The following is a 13,665-nucleotide window of genomic DNA, read 5'->3' on the forward strand; positions in this document are numbered from 1 at the left end:
CGCGCTCTCCCCTTCGACAAGCTCAGGGAACGAAAGGTGATGCATCAGGCGAGGTCGGCCGGATCAATGGCCTCGTCGTAGGGCGAGCCCGCATCCTGCGTCACGGCCTCGGCGTTCCAGCTTCCGTAGACCAGCTCGGTGTTCGAGGAGATCTGCGCCGCGAGCATCGAGACCTCGGTTCCGAGGTGGTCGGCCATCGCGCGCAGAGTGTGCGGTATGAGGTAGGAGGAATTGCGGCGCCCGCGGAACGGCGTCGGCGTGAGGTAGGGCGCATCCGTCTCGACCAGGATCTGGGCGCGCGGAACGACCTCAAGCGCCTCGCGCAGGTACGCCGCGTTCTTGAACGTCACCGTGCCGGAGAAGGACAGATACCAGCCGTTATCGGCACAGATCTTCGCGAGTTCCGCGTCGCCGGAGAAGCAGTGGAACACCGTGCGCTCGGGGGCGCCGACCCGGCGAAGGGTGGCGAGCACGTCGTCGTGCGCGTCGCGATCGTGGATCTGCAGGGCGAGGTCGTGGCGCTTGGCGATCTCGATGTGCGCCTCGAAGGAGCGAAACTGTGCCGCCCTGCCCGACTCGTCGGTGCGGAAGAAGTCGAGCCCGGTCTCGCCGATCGCCCGAACCCTCGGGCGCGTGGCGAGGTCGTCGATCTCGGCGAGCGCGGCATCCAGTTCGCCCGCCGCCTCATACCGCGGCGCCTCGTTCGGGTGGATGGCCACGGCCGCGAGCATCCGCGGCTCTCGTGCCGCCATTTCGGCCGACCAGCGCGAGGACTCCAGGTCGTCGCCTACCTGCACCACGCCGCGAACGCCGACGCTGCTGGCCCGATCGAGAAGCTCGAGGTAGTCGAGCGAGTCCGGCCAGTCGCTGGGATTGAGATGGGTGTGGTTGTCGTAGACCGGCACGACCAGCGCCTCGGGCAGAGGCGGGTAGCTCGTGTCGCGTTCACTCATCGTGTGCGCCCCGTCACGCTTCCTGGGTCTCGATTCGCGGGAAGAGCGCCTCGAGCACGCTGACCCGGCTGCCCACGGGCAGCTGGCCCCAGCGGGACGAGTCCGAGATCAGCTGCTCCTCGAGCGACCCGAGTGAACCTGCGGTGCCGAGCGCGTCCCACAGCTTGGCGGTGGCCTCCGGAATGACCGGCGACAGCAGCACGGCGAGCGCCCGAAGACCCTCGGATGCGGTGTACAGCACCGTGCCGAGCCTCGCGCGAGTCTCGTCCGACTTCGCCAGCACCCACGGCTCCTGCGTCGTGATGTAGCCGTTGAGCTCGTCGACGACGGTCCAGACCGCGGCAATGGCCTCGTCGATCGCGAGGCGCTTCATGGCGGCATCCGCCTGGATGTAGGCGATCGCGAGGGTGCTCTGGATCTTGACGTCGACATCCAGGTATTCGGCCGGGGCCGGGATGACGCCGTCGTAGTAGCGATTCACCATGGCGATGACGCGCGAGGCGAGGTTTCCGAAACCGTTGGCGAGTTCTGCCTGGTAGCGGGCCGCGAGGTCCTCCCAGCTGAACGAGCCGTCCTGCCCGAAGTGGATGGCGCTCAGGAAGTAGTAGCGGAACGCATCCGCCCCGAAGGTGTCGGTGATCTGCTGCGGCGCGATGCCGGTGAGCTTGGACTTGGACATCTTCTCGCCGCCGACGAGCAGCCAGCCGTGACCGAAGACCTGCTTGGGAGGCTCGAGGCCCGCGGCCATCAGCATCGCGGGCCAGATCACGGCGTGGAAGCGCGCGATGTCCTTACCCACCAGCTGGGTGGCCGGCCAGCGACGGTCGAAGTTCTCCTGGTCGGTGCCGTAGCCGATCGCGGTGATGTAGTTGAGCAGAGCGTCGAACCAGACGTACAGCACGTGGCTGTCGTCCCAGGGCAGCTTGATGCCCCAGTCGAAGCTCGAGCGGGAGATCGAGAGGTCGTCGAGGCCACCCTTGACGAACTGGATGATCTCGTTGCGCACGCTCTCCGGCTGCACGAAGTCCGGCCGCTTCTCATAGAGGTCGAGCAGCTGCTGCTCAAACTGGCTCATCCTGAAGAAGTAATTGCGCTCCTTGAGAATTTCCACAGGAATCGAGTGGATCTTGCAGACCAGCTGCCCCACGTAGTCGCCGTCCTTGGTCTCGAGCAGATCGTCGAGTTGCTTGTACTCCTCGCAGCCGACGCAGTAGTAGCCCTCGTACTCGCCCGAGTAGATGAATCCGTCGTCGTAGAGCTTCTGCAGGAACAGCACAACGGCGCTCTCGTGGCGCTCGTCGGTCGTGCGAATGAAGTCGTCATTGCGGATGTTGATGGTCGCAAGCAGAGGCTGCCAGGCATCCGCCACCAGCTTGTCGGCCCAGGCCTTCGGGGTCGTGTCGTTCGCGACTGCTGTGCGCAGGATCTTCTGGCCGTGCTCGTCGGTGCCCGTGAGCAGCCAGGTGTCGTCGCCGCTCTGGCGATGCCAGCGAGCGAGCACGTCCGCCGCAACTTCGGTGTACGCGTGGCCGATGTGCGGCACGTCGTTCACGTAGAAGATGGGGGTCGCAATATAGAAGGAGTTACGCGCGGCCATGCTGAACATCCTAATTGGCGGATACCGGGCGCCCCGCTGCGTGACGCCGAGACGGGGTCGAGCGGCATGCCGTCTCGGTTTTCTCGCAGAAGGTCCGGTTAAGCTGCGGTAATGAGATTTCGCCGCATCGGAGACGTGACGGTCAGCGCCATCGGACTCGGCGGGATGCCGCTGTCGGTGCAGGGCAGGCCCGACCGGGATCGAGCCATCGCCACGGTGCACGCCGCGCTCGACGCGGGAATCACCCTCATCGACACGGCGGATGCCTACACGCTCGATGCCGACGGCCAGGGACACAACGAGCTGCTCATCGCCGAGGCGCTCGCCGCATACCCCGGCGACAGCTCGGCTGTGCTCATCGCCACCAAGGGCGGCCTGATCCATCGCGACGTCAGTCCGTGGGACCGCGACGGCTCCCCCGAGCACCTGAAGCGCGCGGCCGAGGAGTCTCGCGAACGGCTCGGGGTCGACTCGATCGGGCTGTACCAGTTCCACCGGCCAGACCCCGCGGTCGAGTATCGCGAGTCGATCGAGGCGCTCGCCGCCCTGCTCGACGACGGCGTCATCCGGATGGCAGGCATTTCGAACGCGAGCGTCGAGCAGATCACCCTGGCGAACGAGGTGCTCGACGGGAGGCTGGCCTCGGTACAGAACCGCTTCTCCCCCGTCTACCGCGACTCCATGCCCGAACTCGAATATTGCGCGCACCACGAGATTGCCTTCCTGCCGTGGAGCCCGCTCGGTGGCATCGGCAAGGGGGCGGAAGTATTCGCTTCGCAGCCCGCGTTCACCGAGGTCTCGGATGAGCTGGGCATCAGCCCACAGCGGCTCGCGCTGGCCTGGGAGCTGGCTCTCGAGCACGTCGTCATCCCCATCCCCGGATCGACGCGACCGGAGAGCATCCGAGACTCGGCCGCGGCGGCCGAACTCGTGCTCACGGCGGAACAACTCGCCGGCTTCAACGGCGAAGGGGCCTAGAGCATGGCCGCAGGAACCCGGGGCAAGCGATCCGCATCGCCCGCGCCCGTGCGGCACGGGCAGCAGAAGGTTCGCGGGCCCGTCGGCACCCTCGCGCGCATCCTCGCAGTGGTTGTTGCCGTCGCCGTCGTCTCGACCGCATCGATCGCGGGGTTCGCGGTCTGGAACCTCGCCAGCAGTGTGAAGCCGGGCATCCACCTCTCTCACCTTGCCGGCAAGCCGAAGGTCGACGTCACCAACATCGGTGCGATCGAGGGTGGCGTCAATATGTTGCTCACCGGTACGGATACGCGCTCCGGCCAGGGCGGTTCGTTCGCGACCAAGGATGAGTTGCGGGGCAGCTCCGGCGTCGGCAACAACGACGTGACGATGCTCATTCACATCGCCGCCGACCACAAGAGCGTCACCGTGATCAGCTTTCCGCGTGACCTGCTCGTTCCGGTGCCGTCGTGTCCGCGCGCCGGCGGCGGCTCGTACCCTTCCGAGTCGCGGGCCATGCTCAACTCGACCCTCCCCCGCGGCGACCTGCCCTGCGTGGTGCTGACCATCGAGAAGCTGTTGGGCATCGACATCCCCTTCGCTGCAAAGATCACCCTCGACGGTGTGATCGCCATGTCGGATGCCGTGGGCGGCGTCAGCGTGTGCATTGCGAGCCCCATCAACGACAGGATGGTGATCCCGCCCGTTCACCTGCCCGCTGGGGAGGCCACGCTCGTGGGTGCGGACGCGCTGTCGTTTCTGCGCACCCGGCACGGCCTGGTCGGCGGAAGCGACCTTGCCCGCATCAGCAACCAGCAACTGTTCATGTCGGCACTCGCGCGCAAGGTCACGAGCGCCGGAGTGCTCAGCAATCCGCTCGAGCTCTATTCGCTCGCCAATGCCGCCGTGCACAACGTGACGATGTCAGACACGCTGACGAACCCGACGACCCTCGTGGAAATCGCCCTGGCGCTCAAGAACGTCGGACTCGACCACATGGTCTTCCTGCAGTTCCCCAGCGTGGCCGACCCCAGTAATCCGAACCGGGTCGTGCCGCAAATCTCCGCAGCCACCGCACTCAAGGCCGCGCTCGCCGCCGACCAACCGGTCGCGCTGAGCGGAACAACCGGCGGGGGCACGGTGCTCGTGCCCACCACTCCCACGACGCCGCCCACCGCATCCGGCTCGGCGACAGCGGCGCCCACCACGGCCCCGACTCAGGATGCCGTGGTGCTTCCGCCGAGCGTGACCGGGCAGACCGCTGCCGATCAGACCTGCGCGAAGGGTCAGGGGCGTTGACCTAGGCAGCAGCGCAACAGGAGATCCTGTCCGAGCGATGCTGGTTGCTCCCGTATGAAGCAAGGCGAGCACCCCGGACGAACGCCAGCGGGCGACCGAGCGGCTCGCGGTGGGACAGTCCAGCCGCCGAAGTTAGGCTCTACCCATGCCGCTCGACTTCCCGCAGGGCGCTGCGAACAGTAGTGCAGAGGAGTTGCGGCGCATCGCGTTCGGACCGTCCAGCACCGAGGAGGCGCGAGCGGCCGCGACGCGTGAACTCGCGCGCAGGGCGACCGAAGCGGAGCGCGCCGACAAGAGCGAGTCCGCGGTTGAGACGGCGGTCGAGACGGCGGTTGAGCCGGAGGTCGAGCCAGCGCCCACGGAAGACCCGGTCGCGTCCGCCGACGAGGTCGCGGCGCCGCGCGCGCGACGCAGCATCCCACTCGTGTGGGTACTGCCGATCGTGATCGTCTCGCTCGTCGTCGGCGCGATTGCGGGCGGAGCGCTCGGGCCGGCAGCCGCTCCGCGCGCCCCCGCCACGGCATCCGATGCCGTGAACGGGTCACAGCCGTTGCGAGGCAATCTGGATGCCGCCAGGGCCCAACTCGCCGCGGCGAGCAGCGCCACCGCTTTCCCCGACCCCGGCTTCGTCGACGGGCAGGGCCTGGAATCCGTCATCCAGGTCGGCGACGATCACTTCAACGACCTCCACATCACGGTGTGGGGTGCCACGAACGCCAGCAACGACATCTGTCTCATCGCCGGTGTTCCCGACGGCGTCTTCGCCTCGCAGTGCGTGACGGCGAGGGAGTTCGTCAAGCGCGGAATCACGCTCGGTTTCAACGGATTCGAGGTGTCGTGGGACGGCGTCTCCACTTCGGAGGTGCCGTCGACCTCGGGGCCGGGGGCGGCGGGACCGTCGGCGAGTCAGGAGACCGTGCCCGTCGTCGGGAGGGACACCAACCTGCCCCTGGGCGATCTCGATTCCGCCCGCACACTCTTCGCGGCAGCGGCGAGCGAGCAGGTGACCTACCCACACCCCGCGCTGCTGAGCGGCCTGCGGGAATCAACCGTGCGATACCTCGGCGGAGATCGGGAACTCGTGAGGGCGTGGGTCGCCGAAGACCGCGCTGGCGGGATCTGCCTGCTGCTCGATCAGAACGGCAAGGGCGCGGTCCACTGCAGCACGGCCTCCGACTTCGTCGCACGCGGGATAGCGGTCGGTATCGGCGAGTACAGCGTCTCCTGGAACGGACGCGACTGGGCCAGCTCCTCGCCGAGCGGCTATCGACAGGGCATCAGCACGCCCGCGGCAGGCTAGCCTCGAGCGGCGAGCGCGCCCTCGTAGAGTTCACGGCGGCCAAGCCCGGTCGCCTCTGCGACCTCGACAGAGGCATCCTTCAGTCGGATGCCATCGGCCACGAGTTTCAGCACCTGCGCCACCCCGGTGCCCAGGTCGATCTCACGAGCAGCGGCGCCCTCGACCACAATGCAGATTTCACCCTTCACACCCGGGGCGGCCCACTCCGCGAGCTCGGCCGCGGTGCCGCGCTTGACCTCCTCGAAGAGCTTGGTCAGCTCGCGCACGACGACGACCCTGCGGTCAGCGCCGAACGCGGCAGCGACATCCGCAAGGCTGTCGGCCAGCCGGTTCGGGGACTCGAAGAAGACCATCGTGCGCTCCTCGCGCGCGAGGCTCCCGAGCGCCTTGCGACGGTCACCGCCCTTGCGCGGCAGGAAACCCTCGAAGCAGAAGCGGTCGGTCGCGAGCCCCGACACGGCGAGCGCGGTGAGCACGGCGGAGGGGCCCGGCAGCGCGGTCACCCGCACCCCGGCGGCAGCGGCGGCGCTCACGAGAGAGAAGCCCGGGTCGCTGATGGCCGGCATGCCCGCGTCGGTCAGCACGAGCACATCCGTCTCGCGCGCCAGCTCGACGAGTTCGGCCGACTTCGCCACCTCGTTGTGCTCGTGCAGCGGAATCAGCCTGGGCCGGTTCTCGATGCCGAGCGCCCGCATGAGGTGGATGGTGACGCGGGTGTCCTCGGACGCGATCACCGTCGCAGAACCGAGCGCTTCAATCAGCCGGGCGGATGCGTCGCCGAGATTGCCGATCGGAGTCGCGGCGAGGATGATCACGGTTCCATCCTCCCATCCCCCTGTTCGCGGTCGTGCTGGTTAGCATTGCCTCTGTGACCAGCGCCCCGGACGACTTCGACACGGTTGTCACGGGCGCGGCATCGGGGATCGCCGCGGGGGAACCGGCGCGCGGCGGGGTCTCGACAGGCTCGACCGGCGAAAACGGCTCGACCAGCGCACCGCTACTCCGCATCGACCGGTGGTGGGGCCGCGTGCTCGCTCGCCCCGGCGCATTCCGCCTCTGGTACTGGGGCGGTCCGCTCGCGGTCACGCTGCTCGCCGCGGTGCTGAGGCTGTGGCATCTGGGGCATCCGAAGGCGCTCGTGTTCGACGAGACCTTCTATGTGAAGGATGCGTGGAGCCTCATCCACCTCGGCTACGAGGGCAGTTGGCCCGCCAACCCCGACCCGAACTTCGTGGCCGGGCACGTCGACATCTTCACGTCCGTGGGCGGCTATGTTGTGCATCCGCCGGTCGGCAAGTGGCTGATCGGGCTCGGCATGGCCGCATTCGGCGGCGACAACAGCGTGGGATGGCGCATCAGCACGGCGATCGTGGGCATCATCGCTGTGTTCGTGGTCGCGATGATCGCGCGCGAACTGCTGAAGTCCACGCTGCTCGCCACGATTGCGGGCGGCCTGATGGCGATCGACGGTCACGCGATCGTGATGTCGCGGGTGAGCCTGCTCGACAACTTCCTCATGCTGTTCGCGCTGCTCGGCTTCTGGGCGATCCTGAAAGACCGGCGGCAGAGCGCCGGGCGGCTCGCGCTGTGGATGGCGCAGCGCAGCGAGCGGGGCCTGCATACCGATTGGGGTCCTGCGCTGTGGTGGCGCCCCTGGCTCATCAGCGCGGGGTTCCTCTTTGGTCTCGCCTCCGCCGTCAAGTGGAACGGCCTCTACTTTCTCGCCGGATTCGCGGTGTACACGCTCGTGGTGGACGCGGTGGCCAGGCGCCGCGCGGGCGTCACACTGTGGGCGAGCGGCACGGTCTTCAAGCAGGGTCCGGCGAGCTTCCTGCTGACGGTGCCGATCGCGCTCGCGACCTATCTGGCGAGCTGGACCGGCTGGTTCGTGACGAACGGCGGTTACGGCCGGCACTGGGCCGACACTCCTGGTAACGCGCTCACCGGGCCCTTCGCCTGGATCCCGCACTCCCTGCAGAGCTTCTGGCACTACCAGGTGATGGCGTACGACTTCAATGTTGGGCTGCATGCGGCGCACCCCTACGCGGCGAACCCGCTCGGCTGGTTGCTGATGCTCCGGCCGACGAGCATGTATTACGTCGCCTCTAACCTCGGCGAGAAGGGCTGCACGGCAAGCCGCTGTGGCGAGGCGATCACCGACATCGCGAACCCGCTCATCTGGTGGGCGGCCGTCGCCGCGGCGGTCTACCTGCTCTACCGGCTCATCCGCTTTCGGGAGTGGCGGGCCGGTCTCGTACTCGCGGGGGTCGCCGCCGGCTACCTGCCGTGGCTGCTGTACCTGAACCGCACGGTCTTCCAGTTCTACACGATCGCGTTCGAGCCCTATCTGATCCTCGGCCTCACCATGGTGCTCGGGCTCATTCTCGGTTCGCGGCACGATCCGCGGTGGCGACGGCTCAGCGGCATCCGACTCGTGGTGATCTTTCTGGGCTTCGCTGCGCTGCTCAGCGCCTTCTGGTATCCGATGTGGACGGCGGTGCAGGAGCCGACCTGGTTCCTGGATCTGCACTACTGGCTGCGCAGCTGGATCTGAGCGACACGGGGCAAAAGTGAGCACCGTGACAAAACGGTGCGAGCGGGAGTAGCATTCGAGCGCATTCTTACCCGATGCACTACCCGAATTCTGCAGCAGTCGGACTCCCCATCCGGTTCTTGCCCTTACCCTCCCCTGGACTGCTGCCATGCGCATTGGCAAGACCGGTGGCGCCGTTGCCACCCTCGCACTCGTTTCGCTGTTCGTCTTCGGTGGAGCGGAGGCGGCTCACGCCGACGACTTCACGCTCGCGCCGTTCGACTCGAGTGGTGCAACCAACTCGAGCCTGCACAATGCAAGTCAGCCGCCGATTCACGGCACCGCTGAGCACGGCACGACGGTCACCGTAAAGTCGAGCAATCCCGATACCGGCGTTGCGGACTACTGCGTCGTGGCCGTGGACTACTACGGCACGTGGTCGTGCCCCAGTGGTCCGGATGTCGCCTTCGGCAGCACCACCTTCACCGCCACCGATGGCCACGCCTCGGTCACCAGCGCGACCATCACCGTCTACGGCCCGAATGGGCCCACGCTCACGTCACCGGCGAGCGGCGCGGTCATCCAGCCGAACACCACCTTCGAGGGCAGCGGGCCCGCTCGCGGCAGCATCAGGGTGATCACCGACTCGAACCAGACCCTGTGCACCGTGACCGTGGTGCCAGACAGCGGCCAGTGGAGTTGCACACCGAGCAACCCGGTGCCCGCTGCCACGACCGGCGTCCTGGTCGAGGCATCGACGCCCGGCTCGCCATCCGACACCTTCTATACCCAGGATGGTGCGCTCGTTCCGATGACCGTCGACGACGGCTCTGAGTCCGGATCTGATCCGCCACCAACGGTGGCGCCGAACCCGCCCACGATGGGCTACGAGTTCAGCCCGGCCGCGGTCGCCATCACGGGCACCGGGGATCCCCACGGCGAGGGCACCCACATCGAGATCTATGTGGTGAACGTGGGCGCCGGCGAGGGCAATACCAATACCTTTACGCCCTACCCGGGCTGTTCGCGGAACGGCGGTGACGAAGGCACCGCCTTCGCGACCGCGGAGCTCTCGACCACACAGGTGTGCACGCTCAGCGACCTCGCCCCCGGAGTCTGGAATGTGTTCAGCTGGCAGGCGGTCGGCGGCGAGCAGTCGCTCTACCAGGATGACTACTTCCGAGTGCCCGCGGCACCCACCGTCACGGCGCAGTCCAGCGCGCCCCAGAGCGTGACCCTGTCGGGCAGCGGCACGACGGGCGACATCGTCAGCGTCTTCGAGAACGGAGCCGAGGTCTGCCAGGCGACTGTCGTTGCGGGAGCGTGGAGCTGCACGATCTCGACCACCGCGGGCCCGCATTCCTACACGGCATCCGAACTGGATCAGGGCCTCGTCGTCCCCGGGTCCGGCAACTACGGCGACAGCAACCTCTACAACGCGGTCTCCGCGCTGAGCGCACCGGCCGAGGTGTCGGTCGCCGATCTCCCGGGTACTCCGACCACGCCCACCACACCTACTACTCCGGTAACCCCCACCACGCCTACTACGCCCGTCACCCCCGAGGCGCCCGGTACACCCGTCACGCCGGTGAACCCCGTGATTCCGCCGAAACACGGCACGGCGGTCACCCCACCGGTCATCCCGACGCTGTTCTTCTGGGTGCTCAACGTCTCCGGCGGTGACGCGCCACTGCGCGCTGGCGATGTCGTGACCGTGAGCAGTTCGGGACTTCCCGTCGGCGCCAGCGTCAACTTCGAACTGCACTCGACGCCCCGCTCCCTCGGCAGCATGGTTGTGCAGGCCGACGGCACCTTCGCGAGGACTCTCGTCATCCCGGACGACGTCGAGCCGGGCGATCACCACATCGTCGTCACGGTGACTCCGATCGGCGACGCACCGTCGCCGCAGCAGGCCGCGATCACGATCGTTCCCGTGGATGCCGTCGCTGTCACCTCCGCGGCCGCCGGCGCGGACGATGCCGGCGGCGCGTCCACCACGGCCAGCAAGCATCACTCGCGCACGCCGAGTCGGGACGCCATCACCGCCCCGAGCTCCTTCACCAATGCGCTGCCCACCGTCTCAGCACTGTTCGAGAACCCGGGCGTGCTTGCGATCGCGGCGGCACTCGCGCTCGCCATCATGCTGCTCGTCGCCCTACCGACCGAGATCCTCGACAGCGCGGTCAGTTCTAATCTCGACCGCTTCGGTCCGCTGATCGCACGGGCGGGCGCGGCAACGGAACGGGCGACGGCCTGGCTGAACCGGGTCACCAGGGGCTCGGCAGCGTCATCCGTCGTCATGATCGTGCTCTCGAGCATCATCTTCGGCTTCGCCGACCCGAGCTACGGCTTCGACCTCGTCTCGCTGCGGCTGACCGTGTCGATCGTGCTCGCACTCGTTGTCGTGTACTTCATTGCGCCGAAGATCAGCGGGGCGATCATCCGCAGGCGTTGGGGCGTCTCGAGCGACATCTCGATCCAGCCGACGGCGCTCATCTTCGCGATCATCGGTGTCGTCATCGGCCGGTTGCTCGGCTTTTCCCCCGGCTTCCTGATCGGGCTGGCGATCGGCCTCGAACTCGCGGCGAGCGCAGCGCTCCGCCATCGCGCGCGGTCGATGGCGGTGCAGGTCGGCGTCATCGTCGGTCTCGCGCTGCTGGCGTGGGTGGGGTACTCGCTCATCGCGCTCGGGGTCGGAGACGGCACGGGCACGATCTGGACCGGTCTCGTGCAGGACGCGCTCGCGACGGTCACGGCAGAGGGCCTCACCGGCATGCTGCTCGGGCTCTTTCCGCTCACCTTCTTCGAGGGCAAGGCCGTCTGGGAGCACTCCAAGTGGCTCTGGGCGTCGCTCTTCCTTGTCACCGCAACGGCGTTCGCGTTCCTCGTGCTGCCCACGGCGATCGCTCCGCGGGAGATCGCCCAGAGCCTGCCCGTCTGGCTGTTCGTGCTCGGTTGTTTCACCGTGCTCACCCTCGCGCTCTGGCTCTACCTCAGACTCACCACCAAGCCCGAGGCCGAGCCCGACAACGCGGCGGAGGTCCTGGAGAGCGTCGAGCGGTGACCCCCGCCGTGTTACCGTCCGTGGCGAAACAAAGTTGACCGCGCGGGCCGCTCCGGTAGCGTGAACGCATGGCAGATCCCGACCGCACCGGCGCAGACCGCACAGACCGGGAGTGGGGCTTTCGCACCCGCTCCATCCACGCAGGCAACGTTCCCGACGCCGTAACGGGCTCCAGGGCCCTGCCGATCTACCAGACCACCGCCTTCGTCTTCGACGACACCGCGGATGCCCAAGCCCGGTTCGCACTGCAAAAGTACGGCAACATCTATTCCAGGGTTGCAAACCCGACGGTCGCCGCGTTCGAGGAGCGCGTCGCGAGCCTCGAGGGCGGACTCGGAGCCGTGGCGACCTCGAGCGGACTGTCGGCACAGTACCTCACCTTCGCCTCCCTGGCCGGCGCGGGCGACCACATCGTGGCATCCGCTGGTCTGTATGGCGGTTCGGTCACCCAGCTCGACGTGACGCTGCGCCGCTTCGGTGTGGAGACGACCTTCGTGCCGGGCACCGACCCGGCTGACTACGCCGCGGCGATCACCGACAAGACGAAGCTGATCTTCGCGGAGTCGATCTCCAACCCGTCCGGCGACATCGCCGACCTCGAGGGGCTCGCCGAGGTAGCGCATGCCGCGGGCATCCCGCTCATCATCGACTCCACGTTCGCCACCCCGTACCTCAACCGCCCGATGGAGTGGGGCGCCGACATCGTCGTCCACTCCGCCACCAAGTTTCTCGGCGGCCACGGAACGACCATGGGCGGCGTCGTCGTCGAGTCGGGCCGCTTCAACTGGCACAGCGACAAGTTTCCGCTGTTCGACGTGCCGGTTCACACCTACGGCAACCTCAACTGGTCGGGCAACTTCGGCGAATACGCCTTCCTCACCAGGCTGCGCGCCGAGCAGTTGCGCGACATCGGGCCCGTGCTCGCGCCGCACTCCGCCTTCCTGCTCGCACAGGGCGTCGAGACCCTTCCGTTCCGGATGGACGCGCACGTCGCAAACGCCCGCATCGTCGCCGAGTGGCTCGAGGCCGACCCGCGCATCGAGTTCGTGAACTGGGCCGGTCTCCCGTCTCACGCACACTTCGAGCGCGCCAAGCGGTACCTGCCGAAGGGCCCGGGCTCGATCTTCAGCTTTGGAGTCAAGGGCGGTCGTGATGCCGGGCGCATCTTCATCGAGTCGGTGAACCTGGCCAGCCACCTCGCCAACGTGGGCGATGCGAAGACGCTCGTGATTCATCCGGCGTCGACCACCCACGGCCAGCTCACGGAACAGCAGCTCGTGGACGCCGGAGTGCTGCCGGGGCTCGTGCGCATCAGCGTGGGAATCGAAGACCCGGAAGACATCATCTACGACCTCGACCAGGCGCTGGCCGCGGCCACGGAAGGCAACTGATGAGTACAGCAACCGTCACCTCGCAACTGGCCAACGGACTGAGCTGCGAGCTCCCGGCCGATTCGCCGCTCGCGAAGCTGCTCAGATCGCAGCGCACCTGGGTGGGGCCGAGCGCCAAGCAGCGCCTGAAGATCCTGCAGGGCGCGAAATCGGTCGCCATCGTCGGAGCGTCCCCGAACTCCGCTCGCGCGAGCTACTTCGTCGGCACCTACCTGCTGCAGTCGAGCAACTACCGGGTGTACTTCGTCAACCCGAATGCCTCGGAGATCCTCGGTCACAAGACCTACCCCGACCTGGCCTCGCTGCCGGAGGTGCCCGACATCGTCGACGTGTTCCGCAAGGGCAGCGACATTCCCTCGGTGATCGACGACGTCGTGGCGATCGGTGCGCCGACCATCTGGGTGCAGCTCGGCATCTGGAACCAGGATGCCGCGATCTACGGTGAGAGCAAGGGCCTGAACGTGGTCATGGACCGCTGCATCAAGATCGAGCACGCGCGCTTCAATGGCGGCCTGTACCTGCTCGGCTTCGACACGGGCGTGATCTCCGCGCGCAAGACCGCGCGCTGACG

General features: G+C 67.5%; 10 protein-coding genes. 7 read left to right on the forward strand and 3 right to left on the reverse strand.

What is annotated here, in order from left to right; genetic code table 11:
- Positions 1-44: 44 nt before the first annotated feature.
- Positions 45-953: a TatD family hydrolase gene (locus ABUA37_RS02480; protein ID WP_349897530.1), complete on the reverse strand. Its 909-nt coding sequence runs from the start codon at positions 951-953 to the stop codon at positions 45-47.
- Between the two features lie 13 nt (positions 954-966).
- Positions 967-2,550 (reverse strand): methionine--tRNA ligase, encoded by a 1,584-nt coding sequence (metG, locus tag ABUA37_RS02485; RefSeq protein WP_349897531.1) that lies wholly within the window; start codon positions 2,548-2,550, stop codon positions 967-969.
- A gap of 111 nt (positions 2,551-2,661) precedes the next feature.
- On the opposite strand from metG, the gene ABUA37_RS02490 reads away from it, so the two are divergent.
- The 3 genes from ABUA37_RS02490 to ABUA37_RS02500 all read left to right on the forward strand — a co-directional run bounded on the left by ABUA37_RS02490 (position 2,662) and on the right by ABUA37_RS02500 (position 6,106).
- Entirely contained in the window at positions 2,662-3,528 is an 867-nt protein-coding gene (locus tag ABUA37_RS02490; RefSeq protein ID WP_349897532.1) for an aldo/keto reductase, read from the forward strand.
- 3 nt (positions 3,529-3,531) lie between these two features.
- Positions 3,532-4,806: an LCP family protein gene (locus tag ABUA37_RS02495; RefSeq protein WP_349897533.1), complete on the forward strand. Its 1,275-nt coding sequence runs from the start codon at positions 3,532-3,534 to the stop codon at positions 4,804-4,806.
- A gap of 145 nt (positions 4,807-4,951) precedes the next feature.
- The gene (locus ABUA37_RS02500; RefSeq protein ID WP_349897534.1) at positions 4,952-6,106 is read left to right on the forward strand and encodes a hypothetical protein; all 1,155 of its coding nucleotides are present in this window, start codon (positions 4,952-4,954) and stop codon (positions 6,104-6,106) included.
- On the opposite strand, the gene rsmI is transcribed toward ABUA37_RS02500, so the two are convergent.
- Positions 6,103-6,921 carry a 16S rRNA (cytidine(1402)-2'-O)-methyltransferase gene (gene rsmI, locus ABUA37_RS02505; protein ID WP_349897535.1) on the reverse strand — a complete coding sequence of 273 codons (819 nt, stop codon included), beginning with the start codon at positions 6,919-6,921 and terminating at the stop codon, positions 6,103-6,105. The two genes, ABUA37_RS02500 and rsmI, sit on opposite strands and share 4 nt — an antisense overlap.
- 53 nt (positions 6,922-6,974) lie before the next feature.
- Between rsmI and ABUA37_RS02510 the strand changes: the two genes are divergently transcribed.
- The 4 genes from ABUA37_RS02510 to ABUA37_RS02525 all read left to right on the forward strand — a co-directional run bounded on the left by ABUA37_RS02510 (position 6,975) and on the right by ABUA37_RS02525 (position 13,663).
- The gene (locus tag ABUA37_RS02510; RefSeq protein ID WP_349897536.1) at positions 6,975-8,660 is read left to right on the forward strand and encodes a dolichyl-phosphate-mannose--protein mannosyltransferase; all 1,686 of its coding nucleotides are present in this window, start codon (positions 6,975-6,977) and stop codon (positions 8,658-8,660) included.
- A 148-nt stretch (positions 8,661-8,808) separates the two neighbouring features.
- Positions 8,809-11,703: a DUF2189 domain-containing protein gene (locus tag ABUA37_RS02515; RefSeq protein ID WP_349897537.1), complete on the forward strand. Its 2,895-nt coding sequence runs from the start codon at positions 8,809-8,811 to the stop codon at positions 11,701-11,703.
- Between the two features lie 68 nt (positions 11,704-11,771).
- Positions 11,772-13,094, forward strand: a complete 1,323-nt coding sequence (locus ABUA37_RS02520; RefSeq protein ID WP_349897538.1) for an O-acetylhomoserine aminocarboxypropyltransferase/cysteine synthase family protein — start codon at positions 11,772-11,774, stop codon at positions 13,092-13,094.
- Positions 13,094-13,663: a CoA-binding protein gene (locus ABUA37_RS02525; protein WP_349897539.1), complete on the forward strand. Its 570-nt coding sequence runs from the start codon at positions 13,094-13,096 to the stop codon at positions 13,661-13,663. Before ABUA37_RS02520 ends, ABUA37_RS02525 begins: the two co-directional genes overlap by 1 nt.
- Positions 13,664-13,665 lie beyond the last annotated feature (2 nt).

The sequence above is a fragment of the Parafrigoribacterium soli genome, from assembly GCF_040227235.1.
In the GTDB taxonomy this organism is placed as follows: domain Bacteria; phylum Actinomycetota; class Actinomycetes; order Actinomycetales; family Microbacteriaceae; genus Parafrigoribacterium_A; species Parafrigoribacterium_A soli.

Bases quoted from the DNA above. Each gene is read 5' to 3' on its own strand.
- ABUA37_RS02490 (WP_349897532.1), top strand. From the start codon at position 2,662: ATGAGATTTCGCCGCATCGGAGACGTGACGGTCAGCGCCATCGGACTC.
- ABUA37_RS02500 (WP_349897534.1), top strand. From the start codon at position 4,952: ATGCCGCTCGACTTCCCGCAGGGCGCTGCGAACAGTAGTGCAGAGGAG.
- ABUA37_RS02525 (WP_349897539.1), top strand. From the start codon at position 13,094: ATGAGTACAGCAACCGTCACCTCGCAACTGGCCAACGGACTGAGCTGC.
- ABUA37_RS02520 (WP_349897538.1), top strand. From the start codon at position 11,772: ATGGCAGATCCCGACCGCACCGGCGCAGACCGCACAGACCGGGAGTGG.
- ABUA37_RS02495 (WP_349897533.1), top strand. From the start codon at position 3,532: ATGGCCGCAGGAACCCGGGGCAAGCGATCCGCATCGCCCGCGCCCGTG.
- metG (WP_349897531.1), bottom strand. From the start codon at position 2,550: ATGGCCGCGCGTAACTCCTTCTATATTGCGACCCCCATCTTCTACGTG.
- ABUA37_RS02515 (WP_349897537.1), top strand. From the start codon at position 8,809: ATGCGCATTGGCAAGACCGGTGGCGCCGTTGCCACCCTCGCACTCGTT.
- ABUA37_RS02480 (WP_349897530.1), bottom strand. From the start codon at position 953: ATGAGTGAACGCGACACGAGCTACCCGCCTCTGCCCGAGGCGCTGGTC.